We start from the raw sequence: 14,727 nt of genomic DNA, 5'->3' as shown, positions 1-14,727 counted from the left end.
GGCCAGGGCCAGCCGGGCCTCCGCCGACCGCGTGCAGCTGGGCAACTCCACCCCCGCCTCCGGCCGGGCCGGCGCCGCGTTCTCCGCCGCCCAGACCAAGATCGGCTCGCCCTACGTCTACGGCGCCACCGGCCCGTCCTCCTACGACTGCTCGGGTCTGACCTCCTGGGCGTACGCCCAGGCCGGTGTCGGGATCCCGCGCACCTCCCAGGCGCAGGCCAACGCGGGCACCCGGATCTACTCGCAGAGCCAGCTCCAGGTCGGCGACCTGGTCATCTTCTACGGCGACCTGCACCACGTCGGCCTCTACGCGGGCAACGGCCAGGTGCTGCACGCCCCGCGCACCGGCACCGTCGTGCGCTACGAGTCGATCAACAACATGCCCTTCCAGTTCGGCGTCCGCATCTGACGCCACCCCGGGAGCACCCCGCGTGCTCGCCCGAACGGGCGAATCCCGGCACCCCACGGTGACCCCGCGCCCCGCCGATGACCTGCGTCAGAGGCGGGGCGCCCGTGTGCGGTGCCCCCTCCGCGGCTTTGGCCGCCGTGTGTCCGCGCGGCTACTGTCTGGCGCGTTTCCCACCGGCCGGGCGCTCGGCGCCCCGGTCCCGGGAAGCGGTCAGTGTCCGCCAGTGGAGGGAGTACGGCTTCCCGTGGGGTCTCATCGCCGCCCGGCACCGTCCGGGTTCGACCGGGGCGCGGGTGCCGCGTTCTGCGTTCTGTCCGCCGCGGCCGCCGCCCTCGGCGCCGTTCCGGCCACCTCGGCCGTCGCCGCTCCGCACGGCGACGCCCGGTCCGAGGTCGACCGCCTCTACCAGGAGGCCGAGAAGGCGACCGAGGCCTTCGACAAGGCCGGCGAGCGCGCCGACCTCCTGCGCACCCGGGTACGCGACTTCCAGGACCGCATCGCCCGACGGCAGCAGCGCGTCAACGGCCTCAGGGAGTCGCTGGGTTCGCTGGCCGGAGCCCAGTACCGCTCCGGCTTCGACCCGTCGATCGCCCTGCTGTTCTCCCGCGACCCGGCCGACTACCTCGACAAGGCCGCCACGCTCGACCGGATCACCGCCCACCAGGCCGGCGAACTGAAGGACCTGCGGCGGGCGCTGCGCGAACTCTCCCAGGACCGCGCCGAGGCCAACCGCGCCCTCGCCGAACTGGACAAGAACCGCAAGGCGGTCGCGACCCACAAGCGAACGGTCGAGCAGAAGCTCGCCAGGGCCCGCCGACTCCTCGGCTCCCTGTCCCCGTCGGAGCGCGAGGCCTACGAGCGGGCCTCCCGCTCCGGCCGAGAGGACATCTTCCCCGGCCTCGACGCCGGACCGGCCGCCTCCGCCCGCGCGGCCGCCGCCCTCGCCGCCGCCCGCTCCGCCCTCGGCCGCCCTTACGTCTGGGGCGCCAACGGGCCAACGGGATTCGACTGTTCGGGCCTGATGCAGTGGTCGTACGCGCAGGCCGGAGTGCATCTGCCGCGCACCTCGCAGGAGCAGCGCAACGCGGGCCGGCGGATCCCGCTGTCCCAGGCCAGGCCCGGAGACCTGATCGTCTACCGCTCCGACGCCGGCCATGTCGCGATGTACGCGGGCAACGGCCGGGTGATCCACGCGCCGCATCCGGGCGCTCCGGTGCGCTACGACGTGGTGAACATGATGCCGATCTCGTCGGTCACCAGGGTCTGACGGCCGTCCCGGTGCCGCCGTACGATCGGGAAATGGCTGGTCGTGGGCGGGTGTCGAAATCCTCGGTGACGGTGGTGTGCCTGCTGCTCGCGTCCCTGACGGCCTGCGGCGGGCCGTCCGCGGCCGACACCGCGAAGGCCGAGGTGCAGCGGGTGCTCGACCGGCGGGCCGCGGCGGTCCTGCACCACGACGCGGCGGCGTACGCCGCCACCGGGGCCCGGGACCCGTACGCACGGCTGCGGGCCGTCCCGCTGACGGACTGGTCCTACCGGCTGAAGAGCCTGCGCCGCAGCGGCGACACCGCGGTCGCGCAGGCCGAACTGCGCTACCGGGTCACCGGGTACGACAAGGCGCCCGTCACCGCCGGGCGCACGCTGACCCTGTCCACCGGCGCCGACGGGAAGTGGTACGTCGACTCCGACCGGCCGGTGAAGAAGTCCGCCGAGCAGCTGTGGGACCAGGGCACGGTCTCGGTGGTGCGCGGGCGGCGCAGCCTCGTGCTCGGCGTCGGACACGGCGACGCGGTCCTGCGCGGCTATGCGGGCCTGGCCGACCGCGCGATACCCGCGGTGTCGGACGCGTGGGGCACGGACTGGAGCCGGCAGGTCGTCCTGCTGGTCCCCAAGTCCCTGGAGGGCATGGCCGGACTGCTCGGCTCGCCCGCCTCCAACTACCGCGGGATCGCCGCCGTCACCACCGGCGAGACCGGGGGCGCGGGCCGGGCGCCCGCGGACCGGATCATCCTCAACCCCGCCGCCTACGGCATGCTCGGATCGCTCGGCAAGCAGGTCGTCCTCACCCACGAGACGACCCATGTCGCCACCCGCGCCCACACCAACGCCGCCACCCCGCTGTGGCTCTCCGAGGGCTACGCCGACTGGGTCGGCTACCGCGGTACCGGCCGCCCCCCGGACCAGGTCGCGCCCGAACTGCGGCGCGCCGTGACCGACGGGGGCGTTCCCGCCGCCCTGTCGTCCGACGAGGACTTCGGGTTCGCGGGCGATCCGTCCCGGCTCGCCCGGGCCTACGAGAGCGGCTGGATGGCCTGCCGCATGATCGCCGACCAGTGGGGCGAGCGGCGCCTCGACGACTTCTACCGCTCCGTCGGCGCCCACGGCACCCGCGAGGGCGCGGTCGAGGACGCCCTGCGGAAGGTCCTCGGCACCACCCTGGACGGGTTCACCGAGCAGTGGCGCGCGTACCTCGTGCGTCAACTGGGCTGATCGAGCCGGGCGGTGGGCCGGGCGGCCCGGTCCGGCGGCCGCGTCCGGGGCGCGGCGGTGACCGTCGAGCGCCACAGGGCCCGGCAGGCGGTCACGCCCGCGGTCACCAGCAGGCCGTTGCGCAGCAGCAGGAGGGTGACCCCGAGGCTGTCGCTCGCGACGACGTGCGTGAAGTACACCGGGAACTCCAGGGCCGTCACCGGGGCCGCCGCCAGGACGAGGCCGGCCGGCAGCCGCATGCCGTCGTCCGGGAAGCACAGGCAGACGGCGGCCAGCCCGATCAGCCACACGAGGTACTGGGGGCTGAGGACCCGGCTGGTGACCGTGAACAGCAGTACGGCCGTGAACGCGGCCTGGGCGGCTGTGTGCGGGCGGAAGCGACGGGCCCGCAGCCGCCACAGCAGCAGCCAGCCGACGGCGGCCGCGGTCAGGGCCAGGGACGCGGTGCTCACCACGTCGGTGTACGGGCCGACGAACTCCAGCGAGCCGTAGGTGAGCAGCACCTGTCCGTTCCAGCCGAAGTGCCGGGCCACGTGGAGGACGAGCGCGGCCGGCGACTCCACCTCGAGGCCCCGGTCGCGCTGCGCGGTCACGAAGGCCAGGGCGCCGGGCATGGTGAGCGCGAACAGCGAGGCGAGCGCCGCCGCGGTCACCGCCGCCGCCGTCCAGGCACGGCGCCCGGCCGTGCCCCGCAGGCCCGGCAGCAGCAGGACCGGCCACACCTTCAGCAGCGCCCCGAAGCCGGCCAGCGCGCCCATCGCGCGCGGGTGGCGGACGCCCGTGAGCAGCGCGGCCACGGCCACCGCGGTCACCATCACGTCGTAGCGCGCGTACAGGATCGGGCCGAGCAGGGGAGTGCCCGCCGTCCAGACCCAGGCACCGCGCAGCGGCCGGCCGGGCCGCCGCCCGGCGCACAGCAGCAGGCACAGCACCGCCAGGTCGGCCAGCAGGGCCAGGACGTGGAAGGCCGCGGTGTAGCCGAGGAAGGGCAGGGCGGCGGGGGAGAGGATCGCCAGCGCGGCGGCGGGCGGGTACTGCCAGGTGACGTCGTCGACGGGGAAGCCACCCTGCCGCAGCACCTCGTACCAGCCCCGGTAGATCACCGACACGTCCGCCGTGACGTCTTCCGCGCCCGCAAGCACGAACACCTCGAACACGAAGAGCACCAGCACGGCCCGACTGGCGCCCCAGACGGCCAGCACCCCGGCGAGCCTCCGCCGGGTACCTGTCCCGTCCACCTCGGTCCTCTCCCGTGAGCCCGACCGGTCCGTCCGGTACGCGCGGTTCCTGCTGCGGGGCACATGATCTCCCGGATGGTCGGTGCGGGGCGGGTGGCATGGCCGTGGCCGGGCGTCCCGGCCGGGTTCGGTAGGGTCGGCCGGTGTGCGTAAGACCCTCATCGTGACCAACGACTTTCCGCCCCGGCCGGGTGGTATCCAGGCGTTTCTGCACAATATGGCGTTGCGGCTGGACCCGGAGCGAGTGGTCGTCTACGCCTCCACCTGGAAGCGGGGCCGGGAGGGTGCCGAGGCGACGGCCGCCTTCGACGCGGAGCAGCCCTTCACCGTCGTACGCGACCGCACGACGATGCTGCTGCCGACGCCGGGCGCGACCCGGCGCGCGGTCGGGCTGCTGCGCGAACACGGCTGCACCGCGGTGTGGTTCGGGGCGGCGGCGCCGCTCGGGCTGATGGCGCCGGCCCTGCGGAGGGCGGGCGCCGAGCGGCTGGTGGCCACCACCCACGGGCACGAGGCGGGGTGGGCGCAACTGCCCGCAGCGCGCGGACTCCTGCGCCGCGTCGGGGAGTCGACGGACACCATCACCTACCTCGGCGAGTACACCCGCTCCCGGATCGCCGCCGCGCTGACGCCCGAGGCGGCCGGCCGGATGGTGCAACTGCCCCCGGGCGTGGACGAGAAGGTGTTCCACCCCGGCTCGGGCGGAGACGAGGTGCGGGCCCGGCTCGGGCTCACCGACCGGCCGGTGGTCGTGTGCGTCTCACGGCTGGTCAGGCGCAAGGGACAGGACACGCTGATCCGGGCCATGCCCCGGATCCTGGCCGCCGAACCGGACACCGTGCTGCTGATCGTCGGCGGTGGCCCGTACGAGAAGGAACTGCGCGCCCTGGCGGCGCGGACCGGGGTGTCCGGCTCCGTGCGCTTCACGGGCGCGGTGCCCTGGGCCGAGCTGCCCGCGCACTACGGCGCCGGCGACGTCTTCGCCATGCCCTGCCGCACCCGGCGCGGCGGACTCGACGTCGAGGGGCTCGGCATCGTCTACCTGGAGGCGTCCGCGACCGGGCTGCCCGTCGTCGCCGGGGACTCCGGCGGCGCCCCCGACGCGGTGCTCGACGGCGAGACCGGCTGGGTCGTGCGCGGCGGCTCCCCCGAGGAGGCCGCCGACCGCGTCGTCACGCTCCTGGGAGACGCCGGACTGCGCCGCCGCATGGGGGAGCGCGGACGCTCCTGGGTCGAGGAGAGGTGGCGGTGGGACCTGCTGGCCCAGCGGCTCCAGGAACTGCTGTAGGGGAGCGGCGCGCTACTTGGCGTAGAGCGCCTCGATCTCGTCCGCGAAGTCCTGCGCCACCACGTTCCGCTTGAGCTTCAGCGACGGGGTGAGGTGACCCGAGTCCTCCGTGAGCTGAGAGGGCAGGATGCGGAACTTCCGCACCGACTCCGCCTTCGACACCGCGGCGTTGCCGTCGTCGACCGCCGCCTGGATCGCCGCGTTCAGGTCCGGGTCGTCGCGCAGCGCCGCCGCCGTGGAGTCCGCCGGCTTGCCGTGCTCGCCGCACCAGCGGCGCAGGAACTCCTCGTCGAGGGTGACCAGCGCGCCCACGAACGGCCGCCCGTCGCCCACCACCATGCACTCCGCGACCAGCGCGTGCGCCCGGATCCGGTCCTCGATCACGGCCGGGGCGACGTTCTTGCCACCCGCGGTGACGATGATCTCCTTCTTGCGGCCGGTGATCCTGAGGTAGCCGTCCTCGTCGAGGGTGCCGATGTCACCGGTGTGGAACCAGCCGTCGGCCAGCGCCTCCCGGGTCGCGCCGGGGTTGTTCCAGTACTCCGTGAACAGGTGCTCGCCGTGCAGCAGCACCTCCCCGTCGTCCGCGATGCGGATCACCGAGCCGGGCAGCGGCTGGCCGACCGTGCCGATCTTCTGCCGGTCCCAGGGGTTGAAGGCGGTCGCCGCGCAGGACTCGGTCAGGCCGTAGCCCTCCAGCACCGTGAAGCCGATACCGCGGTAGAAGTGCCCGAGGCGCTCGCCGAGCGGGGCGCCGCCGGAGATGGCGTACTCCCCGCGCCCGCCGAGCACCGCGCGCAGCTTGCTGTAGACCAGCTTGTCGAACACCTTGTGCTTGATCCGCAGCCCGAGCGAGGGGCCCGAGGGGCTGTCCAGCTCCTTGCTGTAGGCGATCGCCGTGTCGGCCGCCTTGTCGAAGATCCGGCCCTTGCCGTCCCCCTGCGCCTTGGCGCGCGCCCCGTTGTAGACCTTCTCGAAGACCCGCGGGACACCGAGGATCAGCGTGGGGCGGAACGTGGCCAGCTCGTCGGTGAGGTTCTTGATGTCCGGGACGCAGCCCAGCTTGATCGGCGCCATCATCGGGGCGACCTGGACCAGCCGGCCGAAGACGTGGGCCAACGGCAGGAAGAGCAGCACCGAGCACTCGCCGGTGCGGAACAGCGGGCGCAGCCGCTCCACGACGTTGCCGCACTCGGCGAAGAAGGCGCGATGGGTGAGTACGCAGCCCTTGGGCCGGCCGGTGGTGCCGCTGGTGTACACGATGGTCGCCGGATCGTCGGCCTTCGCCAGCGAGCCGCGCTCCTCCACCATGGCGTCGCTGATGTCCCGACCGGCCCGGCCGAGCTCCTCGATCCCGCCGTCCTCGATCTGCCAGACGCTCTTCAGCGCGGGCAACGAGTCGCGCACCGCGTCGACGGCGGCGGCGTGCTGGTCCAGCTCCACGACGCAGGCGGTCGCGCCCGAGTCGCTGAGGATCCACCGCACCTGCTCCGGCGAACTGGTCTCGTACACCGGCACGGTGACCGCGCCCGCGCTCCAGATCGCGAAGTCCAGCAGCGTCCACTCGTAGCGCGTACGGGACATCAGGCCCACCCGGTCGCCGGGCTGGATGCCGGAGGCGATCAGGCCCTTGGCGGCGGCGTGCACCTCGGCGAGGAAGGCCCGTGCCGTGACGTCCCGCCAGGCGCCGTCCACCTTGCGCGCGATGACGGCGACGTCGGGATGCTGCGCGGCGTTTCTGCGGACGATGTCGGTCAGATTCCCGTCCGCAGGGACCTCGTACAGAGCCGGAAGGCTGAACTCGCGCAAGACTGCTGCTCCTCATAGGGCGCCGGCGCCACGACGTTGTTGAAATCCAGAAACGACTGGACGGGCCGGACGTTACCCGTCGGTATGCTTCTTCGACAGGGGACCCGGCGAGATGTTCGCTGCGTCACACGGATCGATGTTTCCCTGCGCACAGTAGTCGACCCGCCGAATGACCGGCCAGTAACGCCGTTTCCGGCCGCCACTGTTCACGTATGCCACGCCCGCCTACGCTTGATCGTCATGGCATCCACACCGGCCCGTCACGGCAGAACGCGCATCCATGTGGTCAGCGACGTGCACGGCAACGCGCGCGACCTGGCCCGGGCCGGAGAGGGCGCCGACGCCCTGGTGTGCCTCGGCGACCTGATCCTCTTCCTCGACTACGCCGACCACTCGCGCGGAATCTTCCCCGACCTGTTCGGCGTGGAGAACGCCGACCACATCGTCGCGCTGCGCACCGCCCGCCGCTTCGCCGAGGCACGCGAGTTCGGCGCCCGGCTGTGGGCGGGCATCGACGGCGACCGGGCCACGGTGATGGAGCAGGCGGTGCGCAAGCAGTACGCGGAACTCTTCGCCGCGTTCCCCAGCCCGACGTACGCCACCTACGGCAACGTCGACATGCCGGCCCTGTGGCAGGAGTACGCCCGCGAGGGCACCACCGTGCTCGACGGGCAGCGGGTGGAGATCGGCGGCCGTGTCTTCGGCTTCGTCGGCGGCGGCCTGCGCACCCCCATGCGCACCCCGTTCGAGATCGGCGACGAGGAGTACGCGGCGAAGATCGAGGCGGTCGGCGAGGTCGACGTACTGTGCACCCACATCCCGCCCGAGGTGCCGGAACTCGTCTACGACACCGTCGCGCGCCGCTTCGAACGGGGCAGCCGCGCCCTGCTGGAGGCCATCCGCCGCACCCGGCCCCGGTACGCCCTCTTCGGCCATGTCCACCAGCCGCTGGTACGGCGGATGCGGATCGGCGCGACCGAATGCGTGAACGTGGGGCACTTCGCCGGGAGCGGCCGGCCCTGGGCGCTCGAATGGTGAGCATTCCGGCCGATCGCGCAGGTGGGGGTGGAGTCCGGCGGTCGGGCGCGCGGTAGCCTTCACGCTGCACACACATGCGCACGAGGAGCGCACCACCGGCCTCACCCGGCCGCACTACCGGCCCGCATCTGGAGGAGCCACGGCGATGGCGGAACACACCAGCTCGAGCATCACGATCGAGGCGCCACCGGCCGAGGTCATGGGGGTGATCGCCGACTTCGCCCGCTACCCCGACTGGACCGGCGAGGTGAAGGAGGCCGAGGTCCTCAAGACCGACGACCAGGGCCGCGCCCATCAGGTCCGCCTCGTCATGGACGCGGGCGCCATCAAGGACGACCAGACCCTCGCGTACACCTGGACCGGTGACCACGAGGTCTCCTGGACCCTGGTGAAGTCGCAGATGCTGCGCTCCCTGGACGGCTCCTACGTCCTCAGGCCCGCGGGCGTGTACGCCACCGAGGTGACCTACCGTCTCACCGTCGACGTCAAGATCCCGATGCTCGGCATGATCAAGCGCAAGGCCGAGAAGGTCATCATCGACCGCGCGCTCGCGGGCCTGAAGAAGCGCGTGGAGTCGGGCGAGAAGTAGGGCCCGAGCGGCCCGCGGGCGCTCCCGGGCCGACAGCGGGGACGCACCCGCGACACGCGTCGCAGGGCGCCTGCCGCGAGGGAACCGCAGGGCGCGCCGCCGACACCGGCGGAGGGCGCCCGTGGGCGACCGAGCCGTCAAAGCCAGCTACCGTTCAACGTCATGCGCACCCTCCTGATCACGGGTCCGGGCGGCAGCGGCCGTACGACCGTTTCCGCCGCCACCGCCCTGACCGCCGCCCGTGACGGCGTCGACACCCTCGTGCTCAGCGCCGACCGCACGGACTCCCTCGGTGCGGCGCTCGGGGTGCCGACGGGTGCGGAGCCGGTGCTCGTCGCGCCGCGGCTGACCGCCTGGCGCCCCGACGCGGCGGCCGGCTTCCGGGCCGACCTCAGCGCCTTCCAGGACCGCGCGGGCAACGTACTGGACCTCCTCGGGGCCTCCCGCCTGGACACCGAGGAGGTCACCCCGCTGCCGGGAGCCGAGGAACTCGCCCTGCTGCGCGCGCTGCGCGACGCGGCCCTGTCGGAGCGGTTCGAACTGCTGGTCGTCGACCTGCCCCCGGCGCCGCAGGCACTCGCCCTGCTCGCGCTGCCCGAGGAACTGCGCCGCTATCTGCGCCGACTGCTCCCGCCCGAGCGGCAGGCGGCCCGCGCCCTGCGGCCGGTGCTCGGCCGCCTCGCCGGCGTCCCCATGCCGGCCGAGTGGCTGTACGAGACGGCGGCACGCTGGGACGTCGAACTGGCCGCCGTGGCGGCGGTCCTCGCCGACCGCGGCACCCGCGTACGCCTGGTCGCAGAGCCCGGCCCGGCCGGCGCCGAAGCGGTCCGGAGCGCCGCCCTGGGCCTGGCCGTGCGCGGGCTGGCCGTGGAGCGCCTGGTCGCCGGCCGGGTCCTGCCGGAGACTGCCGCGGACTCCTGGCTGGCCGGCCCGGTCGCACAGCAGCGCAAGACCCTCGACGAGTGGCGGGAGACGTACGCCGTCCACCCGGCCGCCCACCTGGGCCGGGACCCGCGCGGCCTGGACGATCTCGCCGCCCTCGCCGTGCCCGGCGCGAGCCCGGCGAGCGCGCCGGTCGAGTGGCCCGTGACCGACCGGCTCGCCGAGGACGGGGTCCTCGTGTGGCACATCCCGCTGCCCGGCGCCATACGCGAGGAACTGGACCTCATCCGGCTCGGCGACGAACTCGCGCTCACCGCCGGGCCGTTCCGCCGGGTCGTACCGCTGCCCTCGGCGCTGCGCCGGTGCACCGTCGACGGGGCCGCCCTGCGCGACGGCGAGCTGCGGGTCCGGTTCGCGCCGGACCCCGCGCTGTGGCCCCGCGAGAGATGAAGCGCGTACCGCCGTTCGGGTAACGTCGTAGGGACGAACCGTAGTCAGGAGTCCGCCATGAGCGAAGAGCGCCCACCGTCCGACGCCGCTCGGGACGACGCCGCTCAGGAGGAGCCCGGCGGCCGCGGGGACACCCCCCGTTCGAGCGCGGCCGGGAATGCGGGGGAGCGGCGCGCCACGGACGCCGACGCGTGGTCCACGGCCTGCGCGGAGGACCTCGCCGCGGAGCAGGCTCGCCGCCGCGGGCGGTACGGCCCGCCGCCGGGCTCGGCCGCCGAGGAACTGCGCAAGTTCGTCGACACCGTCGCCGACAGGCTGTCGTCGCTCCAGACGCCGCTGCTGGGCGCCCTCGCCGGACCCGCGGCCGAGCAGGTGGTGCGGCAGATGGTCCAGCAGGCCAAGGCGGCCGTCGAGCCGGTCGTGGAGCGCAACCCCGAGGTCTTCGAACACCTGGCGGCGGCCGGCGGCGAACTCCTCGCCGCGTACCGCTCGGCCGTCGAGTCCCAGGAGCGCCGCTGGACGTCGTCCGGCACGGGCGAGTCCCGGCGGGACGAACTCGGCGAGCCGGACACTCGCTCCGACGACCGCCGCGACCCCGGTGAGGGCACCGGCGGCGGCGAGCGCATCGACCTGGACTGACCGGACTGACCGGACCGACCGGACCGACCGGACCGACCGGACCGACCGGACCGACCGGCCGGACGACTTGGACCACCGTCCGGATGACGCGAATCCGACGGCAGGGCCTCGGGTACGGTTGCCGTAGCGGGGCTCGACCGGAACTGAGGGATTCATGGGACTCACCATCGGCGTCGACATCGGCGGCACGAAGATCGCGGCCGGCGTGGTCGACGAGGAAGGCAACATCCTCTCGACCTTCAAGGTGCCGACCCCCGGTACGCCCGAGGCCATCGTGGACGCCATCGCCTCGGCGGTGGAGGGCGCACGCGCGGGGCACGAGATCGTCGGTGTGGGCATCGGCGCCGCCGGATACGTCAACCGGCAGCGCTCCACGGTCTACTTCGCGCCCAACATCGACTGGCGCAACGAGCCGCTGAAGGAGGAGGTCGAGGCGCGCGTCGGCCTGCCGGTCGTCGTGGAGAACGACGCCAACGCCGCGGCCTGGGGCGAGTACAAGTTCGGCGCCGGCAAGGGCCATCGCAACGTCATCTGCATCACGCTCGGCACCGGCCTGGGCGGCGGCATCGTCATCGGCAACAAGCTGCGCCGCGGCCACTTCGGCGTGGCCGCCGAGTTCGGCCACATCCGGATGGTCCCGGACGGCCTGCTGTGCGGCTGCGGCTCGCAGGGCTGCTGGGAGCAGTACGCCTCCGGGCGCGCCCTGGTGCGGTACGCCAAGCAGCGCGCCAACGCCGCCCCCGAGAGCGCGGAGGTGCTGCTCGCCCTCGGTGACGGCACCCCCGACGGCATCGAGGGCAAGCACATCTCCGTGGCCGCCCGCCAGGGCTGCCCGGTGGCCGTCGACTCCTACCGCGAGCTGGCCCGCTGGGTGGGCGCCGGCCTGGCCGACCTGGCCTCGCTGTTCGACCCGTCCGCGTTCATCGTCGGCGGCGGTCTCTCCGACGAGGGCGAGCTGGTCCTGGAGCCGATCCGTAAGTCCTACAAGCGCTGGCTGGTCGGCGGCAACTGGCGTCCGGTCGCCGACGTCCTCGCCGCCCAACTCGGCAACAAGGCCGGCCTGGTGGGCGCGGCGGACCTCGCCCGGGAGCCCGACCCGATCATGTAGTGCCGGTCGCACCCCGAGCGCGCCCACCGTCCCCGTCCGGCCGGGACCGGTGGGCGCCGCCGTACCGGTGCCGTACCGTGGCCGAGCCGGCCGCGGCGTATGTTGATCGTCATGCTGCTGCCCAACTCGCGCACGGAGTCCGATGGTTCCGCCGTCATCCGCGTCCTGAGCCACAACATCCGGTCGATGCGGGACGACACCGAGGCGCTGGCCCGGGTGATCCGCGCCTGCGCGCCCGATCTCGTCCTCGTCCAGGAGGCGCCGCGCTTCTTCCGCTGGCGCAAGAAGCTGGCCCGGCTGGCCGCGGCCTCCGACCTGGTGGTCCTCACCGGCGGCGCGACGGCCGCGGGCCCGGCGATCCTCTGCTCGCTCCGGGCCGTCGTGGAGCGCACCGAGGACGTACTGCTGCCGCTCACCCCCGGGCTGCACCGGCGGGGCCTCGCGACGGCGGTCGTCCGGTTCGGGGGCGCCCGGCTCGGTGTCGTCAGCTGCCACCTCTCGCTCGACGCGGACGAGCGGTACGAGCAGGCCGGCGTGCTCCTGGACCGGCTGGCCGGGATGGGCGTGGAGCACGCGGTGGCGGGCGGTGACCTCAACGAGCGGCCGGACGGGCCGGCGTTCCGGCGGCTGGCCGGCTCGCTCCAGGACGGCTGGGCCACCGCCCCCTGGGGCGCGGAGGACACCTGGACGTCCGCCGATCCGCACCGGCGCATCGACGCGGTCTTCGCCACCCGCGGCGTCGAGGTCCTCGGCTGCGGGGTGCCCCTCGGCCGGCCCGGCGTGACGGAGGCGGACCTGAGGGCGGCCACGGACCATCTACCGGTGCTGGCCGCCCTCAGGGTCCCGGCGCTTGCCTAGTGCTGCGACCGGAAAGGTTCACCGGCTCGCGACGCCCGGCACGGCACTCCCCCAGCCTTCGGCCGGGGGTACCCCCACGCCGCGTTGTCGCATCACCCGAGTACATCCAGTACGAGGGCGATGCTCCGCCTTGCGATGCTCCCCCACTGCCTGAAGGGCGTGGGACGTGCCCCCAGCACCGGACGCCGCGAGCTTTCCGGCAAACCTTTCCGGTCACAGCACCAGGGCCGGGGGGCCGATTCGCGGGGCCGGCGGCTGGTCGGTCGCCGGCCCCGGGGCTCAGACCACCGCCCCGCGGCCCGGGTCGTCTTCGTCGTCGTCGCCCGGCTTCATACGCATCACCAGCGTCGCGAAGCCGCCCAGGAAGCCGCCTATGCCGAGCAGGGTGAGCCACCACGTCATGTCCCAGCCGAACAGGACGGCCAGCAGGAGCAGGACGGGCCCGCCGACCACCGCGAGCCAGGCGAACTTCGCGGTCGGGTCGGCGGAGGGCAGCGGGGGCGGCTCCGGCGGGACGAAGTGGCCCTCGTCGTCCTTGTCGAAGTCGTCGTCGGACGGTTCGGCGAGCGAGTAGTCGCGCGGCCCGGCACCGGGGTTGCCGACACCGGGAGCGAAGGAGACCGATCCGCCCAGCCGGCCGGCCGGGCCCTCCTTGCTCGCCTCGCCCTTGCCGTCCTCGTCGTTCTTGTCGCCCTCGGCGTCCTTGCCCTTGCTGTCCTTCCTCTCCTTCCACAGCTTCTCGTCGGGTGTCCCGGGGTCCGGCGGCAGCGCCAGGTCCTCGATCGACCGGAACGGCCTGGAGCCCGGCGGGTCCGGCGGCTCCTCGCCGTACGCGGCGACGATCGCCGCCCACGCGGCCGCCTCGTCGAAGGCGGCGTCTTCCTTCCCGGCGGGCACACCGGGCTCGGCGCGCTGCTCGGCCGGCCCGGCAGGTTCGGCCGGCCCGACGGGTCCGGCAGGCGTGACCGGTTCGGCCGGTTCCACCGGCTCGCGGCCGTCGAGGTCCTCGCGGTCGGAGTCGTGCTCAGCCACCTGCCGTCGTCCCTTCCTTGCCGACACTGGGTGCGAGCCGGCCGACGAAGGCGTAGCTCTCCTCGAAGATCCGGTCCGCGTCATGGTCCAACGTCGCGACGTGGTAGCTGTGTTCCAGCAGGACCTCCGTGACGTCCGTGGAGGAGACCCGGCCGAGGATCCGGGCCGAGTCGACCGGCGGCACCACATGGTCCTGCGGGCTGCGCAGAAGCAGCAGCGGCTGGGTGACCTGCGGCAGCTCGCCGTCGACCATCCGGAAGAAGTTCCTGAGCGAGTGCGCGGCGTGCAGCGGCACCCGGTCGTACCCCAGCTCGGCTGCGCCCTCCAGCGCGATGTCGCTCGCGATGCCCTTCGTGGTCCGTACGAGATGGCGGGCCACCGGCAGGGCGTACGCGGACAGTCCGTGCACCTTGTTGGCCGGGTTGACGACCACGACGCCCGCGACCGCGTCCCCGTGCCGGGCGGCCAGCCGCAGCGCCAGCGCGCCGCCCATGGACAGTCCGGCCACGAACACCCGCGCGCAGGACTCGCGCAGGACACGCAGCTCGCGGTCCACCTCCGCGTACCAGTCGGGCCAGCCGGTGAGCTGCATGTCCTCCCAGCGCGTGCCGTGCCCGGGCAGCAGCGGGAGCGAGACGGTCAGACCGCGCTCGGCGAGGTACCGCCCCCAGGGGCGCAGGGACTGGGGGGAACCGGTGAAGCCGTGGCAGAGGAGGACGCCGACCTCCCCGCCCTCGTGGCGGAACGGCTCGGCTCCGGGGAGCACCGGCACGTTGCTCTCCTGTGGTCGTCGATTGCAGGTACTTCACCGTACGCGACCGCACTGACACCGACCAGGGCCGTCGGTCCCACAGGTCGTACCCGGCGGTATCGTCTGATCGACACACACAGGAAGGC

14 protein-coding genes are annotated in these 14,727 nt (G+C 73.7%); 10 read left to right on the top strand and 4 right to left on the bottom strand.

The window, feature by feature from the left end; genetic code table 11:
• From ACWEK3_RS38075 to ACWEK3_RS38065, 3 genes are all read left to right on the top strand, one after another.
• Positions 1–409, top strand: a 409-nt coding sequence (locus ACWEK3_RS38075; protein WP_453251814.1) for a C40 family peptidase, incomplete at its 5' end; no start/stop codon positions are given.
• 244 nt (positions 410–653) lie between these two features.
• Complete coding sequence (locus ACWEK3_RS38070) at positions 654–1,676, top strand: NlpC/P60 family protein (RefSeq protein WP_453251813.1); 1,023 nt, start codon at positions 654–656, stop codon at positions 1,674–1,676.
• Between the two features lie 32 nt (positions 1,677–1,708).
• Positions 1,709–2,899, top strand: coding sequence for a hypothetical protein (locus tag ACWEK3_RS38065; RefSeq protein WP_453251812.1), 1,191 nt, complete (start codon positions 1,709–1,711; stop codon positions 2,897–2,899).
• Here the strand turns inward: ACWEK3_RS38065 and ACWEK3_RS38060 are convergent.
• Positions 2,887–4,137, bottom strand: coding sequence for a glycosyltransferase 87 family protein (locus ACWEK3_RS38060; RefSeq protein ID WP_453251811.1), 1,251 nt, complete (start codon positions 4,135–4,137; stop codon positions 2,887–2,889). The two genes, ACWEK3_RS38065 and ACWEK3_RS38060, sit on opposite strands and share 13 nt — an antisense overlap.
• 145 nt (positions 4,138–4,282) lie before the next feature.
• Between ACWEK3_RS38060 and ACWEK3_RS38055 the strand changes: the two genes are divergently transcribed.
• Positions 4,283–5,425 (top strand): glycosyltransferase family 4 protein, encoded by a 1,143-nt coding sequence (locus ACWEK3_RS38055; RefSeq protein ID WP_450547241.1) that lies wholly within the window; start codon positions 4,283–4,285, stop codon positions 5,423–5,425.
• 12 nt (positions 5,426–5,437) lie between these two features.
• On the opposite strand, the gene ACWEK3_RS38050 is transcribed toward ACWEK3_RS38055, so the two are convergent.
• Positions 5,438–7,234 (bottom strand): AMP-dependent synthetase/ligase, encoded by a 1,797-nt coding sequence (locus ACWEK3_RS38050; RefSeq protein WP_453251810.1) that lies wholly within the window; start codon positions 7,232–7,234, stop codon positions 5,438–5,440.
• Positions 7,235–7,474: 240 nt separating this feature from the next.
• On the opposite strand from ACWEK3_RS38050, the gene ACWEK3_RS38045 reads away from it, so the two are divergent.
• The 6 genes from ACWEK3_RS38045 to ACWEK3_RS38020 all read left to right on the top strand — a co-directional run bounded on the left by ACWEK3_RS38045 (position 7,475) and on the right by ACWEK3_RS38020 (position 12,798).
• Positions 7,475–8,272, top strand: a complete 798-nt coding sequence (locus ACWEK3_RS38045) for a metallophosphoesterase family protein (RefSeq protein WP_450547243.1) — start codon at positions 7,475–7,477, stop codon at positions 8,270–8,272.
• 145 nt (positions 8,273–8,417) lie between these two features.
• The gene (locus ACWEK3_RS38040; protein ID WP_384180148.1) at positions 8,418–8,861 is read left to right on the top strand and encodes an SRPBCC family protein; all 444 of its coding nucleotides are present in this window, start codon (positions 8,418–8,420) and stop codon (positions 8,859–8,861) included.
• A gap of 162 nt (positions 8,862–9,023) precedes the next feature.
• Positions 9,024–10,193, top strand: a complete 1,170-nt coding sequence (locus ACWEK3_RS38035) for an ArsA family ATPase (protein WP_453251809.1) — start codon at positions 9,024–9,026, stop codon at positions 10,191–10,193.
• A 57-nt stretch (positions 10,194–10,250) separates the two neighbouring features.
• Positions 10,251–10,832 carry a DUF5304 domain-containing protein gene (locus ACWEK3_RS38030; RefSeq protein WP_453251808.1) on the top strand — a complete coding sequence of 194 codons (582 nt, stop codon included), beginning with the start codon at positions 10,251–10,253 and terminating at the stop codon, positions 10,830–10,832.
• Between the two features lie 154 nt (positions 10,833–10,986).
• The gene (locus ACWEK3_RS38025; RefSeq protein ID WP_361409478.1) at positions 10,987–11,940 is read left to right on the top strand and encodes an ROK family glucokinase; all 954 of its coding nucleotides are present in this window, start codon (positions 10,987–10,989) and stop codon (positions 11,938–11,940) included.
• Positions 11,941–12,039: 99 nt separating this feature from the next.
• Entirely contained in the window at positions 12,040–12,798 is a 759-nt protein-coding gene (locus ACWEK3_RS38020) for an endonuclease/exonuclease/phosphatase family protein (protein ID WP_376395280.1), read from the top strand.
• A gap of 279 nt (positions 12,799–13,077) precedes the next feature.
• Here the strand turns inward: ACWEK3_RS38020 and ACWEK3_RS38015 are convergent, their stop codons facing one another.
• The gene (locus tag ACWEK3_RS38015; RefSeq protein WP_453251807.1) at positions 13,078–13,830 is read right to left on the bottom strand and encodes a hypothetical protein; all 753 of its coding nucleotides are present in this window, start codon (positions 13,828–13,830) and stop codon (positions 13,078–13,080) included.
• On the bottom strand, positions 13,823–14,602 hold the full coding sequence (locus ACWEK3_RS38010) for an alpha/beta hydrolase (RefSeq protein ID WP_390876136.1): 780 nt from the start codon (positions 14,600–14,602) through the stop codon (positions 13,823–13,825). Before ACWEK3_RS38010 ends, ACWEK3_RS38015 begins: the two co-directional genes overlap by 8 nt.
• Between the last annotated feature and the right edge of the window lie 125 nt (positions 14,603–14,727).

It is taken from the genome of Streptomyces sp. NPDC004721 (assembly GCF_053601495.1).
This window is presented reverse-complemented; position numbering and strand designations above follow the sequence as displayed.